Source organism: Micrococcus sp. R8502A1, assembly GCF_006704135.1.
GTDB classification, from domain to species: domain Bacteria; phylum Actinomycetota; class Actinomycetes; order Actinomycetales; family Micrococcaceae; genus Micrococcus; species Micrococcus luteus.
The window spans coordinates 1-4,788 of the sequence record NZ_VIGS01000091.1 but is presented as its reverse complement, the minus strand read 5'-3'; the positions used below and the strand labels follow the sequence as shown (position 1 = coordinate 4,788).

Annotated in this window: 5 protein-coding genes and 1 pseudogene; 3 read left to right on the top strand and 3 right to left on the bottom strand. The window is 74.5% G+C overall.

Features of this window, described 5'->3' with window-relative positions:
- From FLM69_RS11645 to FLM69_RS11090, 3 genes and pseudogenes are all read left to right on the top strand, one after another.
- Positions 1–297, top strand: a pseudogene (locus tag FLM69_RS11645) (hypothetical protein); the annotation flags it as partial.
- Positions 276–1,628 carry a geranylgeranyl reductase family protein gene (locus tag FLM69_RS11095; protein ID WP_181743516.1) on the top strand — a complete coding sequence of 451 codons (1,353 nt, stop codon included), beginning with the start codon at positions 276–278 and terminating at the stop codon, positions 1,626–1,628. The pseudogene FLM69_RS11645 and the gene FLM69_RS11095, both read left to right, overlap by 22 nt.
- Positions 1,625–2,689: a polyprenyl synthetase family protein gene (locus FLM69_RS11090; RefSeq protein WP_041104941.1), complete on the top strand. Its 1,065-nt coding sequence runs from the start codon at positions 1,625–1,627 to the stop codon at positions 2,687–2,689. Before FLM69_RS11095 ends, FLM69_RS11090 begins: the two co-directional genes overlap by 4 nt.
- Before the next feature lie 43 nt (positions 2,690–2,732).
- Here the strand turns inward: FLM69_RS11090 and FLM69_RS11085 are convergent, their stop codons facing one another.
- Genes FLM69_RS11085 through rarD form a run of 3 tightly spaced genes read right to left on the bottom strand, consistent with a single transcriptional unit; the run spans position 2,733 to position 4,693 of the window.
- Positions 2,733–3,230, bottom strand: a complete 498-nt coding sequence (locus FLM69_RS11085; protein WP_141844264.1) for an HIT family protein — start codon at positions 3,228–3,230, stop codon at positions 2,733–2,735.
- Positions 3,227–3,721 carry a hypothetical protein gene (locus FLM69_RS11080; protein ID WP_036337079.1) on the bottom strand — a complete coding sequence of 165 codons (495 nt, stop codon included), beginning with the start codon at positions 3,719–3,721 and terminating at the stop codon, positions 3,227–3,229. The genes FLM69_RS11085 and FLM69_RS11080 overlap by 4 nt, the downstream gene beginning before the upstream one ends.
- A 9-nt stretch (positions 3,722–3,730) precedes the next feature.
- On the bottom strand, positions 3,731–4,693 hold the full coding sequence (gene rarD / locus FLM69_RS11075) for an EamA family transporter RarD (RefSeq protein ID WP_141844253.1): 963 nt from the start codon (positions 4,691–4,693) through the stop codon (positions 3,731–3,733).
- Between the last annotated feature and the right edge of the window lie 95 nt (positions 4,694–4,788).

The following is a 4,788-nucleotide window of genomic DNA, read 5'->3' as shown; positions in this document are numbered from 1 at the left end:
CTCGGCATCCCCATCGCGGCCTACGTCCTCGGCGACGCCGCCCTGGCCGCCCCGGCGCTCATCTTCCAGCTGGCGATCTACACGCCGCTCTACGTGGCCGCGATGGACGCCGCCACCGCGCGCGAGGCCCGGCGACGCACGCCCCCGACGCTGCCGCGGCGCCGGCGCCCCCCACGTCGGCCCGGGAGCTTGGGCGCCGCCCCCTGCGGTCCGCGCGCGCGCCCCCGCGCTCCGGCACGCCGACGTCGCCCGCGCCCGCCTCGACCCCCGCCGTCGTGCGCCGTGCCGACGTGCTGATCTCCGGCTGCGGCCCCGCCGGCGCCACCGCCGCCGCCCACCTCGCCGCGGCGGGGCTGGACGTGGTGGTGCTCGAGAAGACCGCGCACCCGCGTGAGAAGGTCTGCGGCGACGGCCTGACCCCGCAGGCGGTCCGGGAGCTGCAGCTGCTCGGCGTGCCCCACCGGGGTGAGCCCGGCGACGACGGCGGCTGGCGCGTCATCCGCGGCCTGCGGCTGCGCGCGGGCGAGCGCAGCGTGGACGTGCCGTGGGCGCCCACCCAGACGTGGCCGGACTACGCGCTCACGCGCACCCGACGCGATTTCGACGCCCTCCTGGCGGACCTGGCGCGCGCCCGCGGCGCCGAGGTCCGCGAGCGGCACGCCGTCACCGGCGTCGTGCGGGACGAGGCCGGACGCGTGGTCGGGCTGGACGCGGAGCTGATCGCGCCGAACGGCCGCAAGACCGGGGAGACCGCCCGCTTCACCGCACCGATCGTGCTCGCGTGCGACGGCGTCTCCGCCCGCGCCGCCGTCTCCGCGGGCCTGCACCGCCGCGAGGACCGGCCCATGGGCGTGGCCGTGCGGGCCTACTACACCGCCGGCGCCGCCGTCGACGGGGCGATCCCCGCCCCGCCCGGCGACCGGGGGGAGTGGATGGAGTCCTGGCTGCGCCTGCCGGATGCCGAGGGCAACCCGCTGCCCGGCTACGGCTGGCTGTTCCCGCTCGCGGACGGCACCGTGAACGTGGGCCTGGGCATCCTGGACACCTCCCCGCAGTTCGGGAAGCTGGACTACCGCGGGCTGCTGAAGTCCTGGACCGGGGCGCTCACCGCGGACTGGGGGATCGCCGAGCAGACGCGCACCTCGCGGATCCTCGGCGCGGCCCTGCCGATGGCGTTCAACCGCACCCCGCAGCACGTGCCGGGCATGCTCCTGGTGGGCGACGCGGCCGGCATGGTGTCCCCGTTCAACGGCGAGGGCATCGGGTTCGCGATGGAGGCGGCCCGCCTCGCCGCGGAGCTGGCGGTGCAGGCGCACGCGGCCGGGACCGACGGCGCCGCGGACGCGATCCTGTCCCGTTACCCGGTGATCACCCAGCACCTGTGGGGCCGCCACTTCGCCCTCGGCGCCCGGTTCGCCCGCCTGATCGGCGATCCGCGCGTGATGAAGGCGGCGCTGGGCGCCGGGATGGCCGCACCCCCGCTGCTGCGGGCCGCGGTGAAGGTCATGGGCAACACGGTGGACGCGCGGGGCGGCGACGCCGTCGACCGGGCCGTCCGCGTGCTCGAGGCGCTCACCCCCGCGCTGACGACCGCGGGCGGCGCGCCGTTGGGTAGGCTTGCCCGGTGACCACCGCAGACCCCGGCTTCGCCCTGCCCTCCGGCTTCGAACCCCTCGCCGAGCATGGCCGTGTCCTGGAGGTCGTGCTGACCGCGCTCGAGCAGGTCGAGGAGCAGCTGGACAGCGCCCTCGGCTTCGACGACCTCTTCTCCGACACCGCCGCCCACCACCTGCTGGCCGCCGGCGGCAAGCGGGTCCGTCCGGTCCTGACGGTGCTCGCCTCCCTCCTGGGCGACCCCGCCCTGGCCTCCGGCGAGGTCGCCGACGTGGACGCGCCCGCCCGCCAGGCCGCCGTCGTGATGGAGCTGACGCACCTGGCCACGCTGTACCACGACGACGTGATGGACGAGGCCCCCGTGCGCCGCGGCGCCCCCGCCGCCCACCGACTGTGGGGAAACTCGGCGGCGATCCTGGCCGGCGACCTGATCTTCGCCCGCGCCTCCCAGCTCATGGCCGAGCTCGGCCCGCGGCCCGTGCAGATCCAGGCGGACACCTTCGAACGCCTCGTGCAGGGCCAGCTGTGGGAGACTCGCGGCCCGGCCGAGGGCGCGGATCCGATCGAGCACTACTACGCGGTGCTCTCCGGCAAGACCGGCTCGCTGATCGCCGCGGCCGGCATGCTCGGCGCGCTGCTGGGCGGGGCCGACGAGGCCGCCGTCCAGGTGATGCGCGCCTACGGCGAGAAGGTGGGCCTGGCCTTCCAGCTCGCCGACGACCTGATCGACCTCACCGGCAACGCCGAGCGGATCGGCAAGGTCCCCGGCACGGACCTGCGCGAGCGCGTGCCCACCCTGACCACGCTGCTGCTGGCCCGCGCCGCGCAGGGCGAAGGGCCGGAGGCCGAGGACGCCCGCCGGGTGCGCGCGCTCGTGGACGGGCCGCTCGACACCGACGAGCAGCTGGCCGCCGCCGTCGCCGCGCTCACGGGCCACCCCGCCATCGACGAGGCGTGGGCGATCACCCGCGGCTGGGCGGAGCAGGCCAAGCAGGCGCTCGACCCGTTGCCGGACTCCGCCGTGAAGGCGGCGCTCGAGGCGTTCGCCGACTACGTGGTCGGGCGCTCGGCCTGACGCCGCGGTCGGCGGCGTCGCCGCCTCGATCCGGGGAGGCCGCTCAGTCCAGGCGGGTCGGGGCGGGGTCCAGCGCGGCCGCGAGCTCCCGCGCCTTGCCGGCGCGGACCTCCGGGGCCACCGGGTGGCGCAGCTGCCGGTAGAGCATGTCCCCCTCGAAGCGGGGGAACACGTGCAGGTGGTAGTGCCACACGTGCTGGTTGCCGGCGGGCTCGTTGTGCTGGCGCGTGGAGACCCCGTCCGGGGCCCACGCGCGCTTCATGGCCAGCGCCACCTGCTGGGCCATCAGGGCGATGCGCTGCAGCACGCGCGGGGGCAGGTCGTAGAGGTTCTCGTAGTGCTCGGCCGGGCAGACCATGGCGTGTCCCTCGTGCTCGCCGAACCCGTCCACGGCGATGAGCACGAGCAGGTCCTCGTCCTGGTAGACGGTGTCCCCGAGCTCGCAACGGTTGCCCGGGTCGGAGACGTCGCCGGCTGCGAGCCCGCAGAACGGGCAGACGTAGCCGTCCGGGGCGTGGGAGACCGGGGCGGGCGTGGTCATCGGTCCAGCCCCTCGCCGTCGTCCTCGGGGTCCTCGAAGGTCCACGCGAGCAGGTCCGTCAGGAACTCGCTGAAGGTGCCGCCCTCGTCCTGCCACTCGCCCTCGGGCGCGTCGGCACCGGCGGAGCGCCGCCACACCAGCGGGTCCGGCAACGCCAGGTTGTCCACCGGCAGACCCCACACGACCGTCTCGTCCGCGTCCTCCAGGAACATGAGGAAGCCGTCCCGCACCTCGAGGTCCTCGGGGTCCCACACGTAGTGGTCCGTCTCCATGAGGTCCCCGCAGTTGCCCAGGGCGAGGTAGAACTCGCGCAGGGCGGCCGGGATCATGAGTCCGGCGCCAAGCTGCTCCGCCGCGGGGGACTGGGCCAGCCGGGCGTCGACGTCGGCCGGGGAGAGGCCGTCGTCCTCGGCCCAGGCGTCGCCCAGCAGGTCCGGGACGAGCCGCTGGAAGGCCGGGAGGTACACGGGGGCGGGGGGCTTGGCGGGCATGTCGTCAGTCTAGGCGTGCGCGCCCCGCCCGGCCCGGACCGCCCGACGCTGCAGGCGGGAGGCGTTCAGCTGGTCGAGGGTGAACACCGCCAGCGAGAGCCAGATGAGCCCGAAGCCCGCCCAGCGGGCAGCGGGCATCTGCTCGCCGAGCACCGTGACCGCCACGAGGAACTGCAGGATGGGCGCCGTGTACTGCAGCATCCCGAGCGTGGTCAGCGTCAGGGAGCGGGCCGCCGCCGAGAACAGGATGAGCGGCACGGCGGTGAGCACGCCGAGCCCGGCCATGAGCCAGAAGTGGCCGGGCCCCTCGGTGACGGTGGTGAGCAGCCCGGCCTGTGCCAGCAGCACGCTGCCCACCACGAACACGGGGATCAGCACCACGGTCTCGGCGGTCATCGCGGTCACTGCGTGCACGGGGGAGGGGAAGCGCTTCTTCACGAAGCCGTAGAGCCCGAACGAGGTGGCCAGCCCGAGCGCGATCCACGGCACCTGCCCCATCGCCGCGGACATCACGACGACGGCGGCCACCGCGATCCCGACGGCCACCCACTGGCCCCGCCGCAGCCGCTCCCCGAGGAAGAGCACGCCGAGCAGGACGTTCACCAGCGGGTTCATGAAGTAGCCCAGCGAGGCCTGGAGCACGTTGCCCGTGGTGACCGAGACCGCGTACAGCAGCCAGTTCACCGCGATGATCCCGGCGGCCAGCGCGGTGGCGCCCCACCGGCCCGGGGTGCCCAGCGCCGCGCGCAGCTCCCCCAGGCGGCGCATGAGGCCGAGCAACATGAGGCAGAAGATCAGGGCGAAGCCGATGCGCACCACCACGATCTCCAGGGCCCCGGCGGGCGCGAGCATCGCCATGTAGAGCGGCAGCAGGCCCCACACGAAGTAGGCGGTGAAGCCGAGGGCCAGCCCGCGCGGGTCGTCGGCCGGGGCGGGGGGCGGCGCTTTTAAACAATTGGCGCTGCCGACCAAAGCAAAAAGGGCTATAACGGGGGAGTACGGGACGCATTAAAAAACAACCAAAACCATACTCAGTATAACACAAGTGAGACTAGTGCATAGAATAG

Coding starts and splice junctions, on each gene's coding strand:
- FLM69_RS11085 (WP_141844264.1), bottom strand. CDS start 3,230: ATGACCACGCCCGCCCCGGTCTCCCACGCCCCGGACGGCTACGTCTGC.
- FLM69_RS11080 (WP_036337079.1), bottom strand. CDS start 3,721: ATGCCCGCCAAGCCCCCCGCCCCCGTGTACCTCCCGGCCTTCCAGCGG.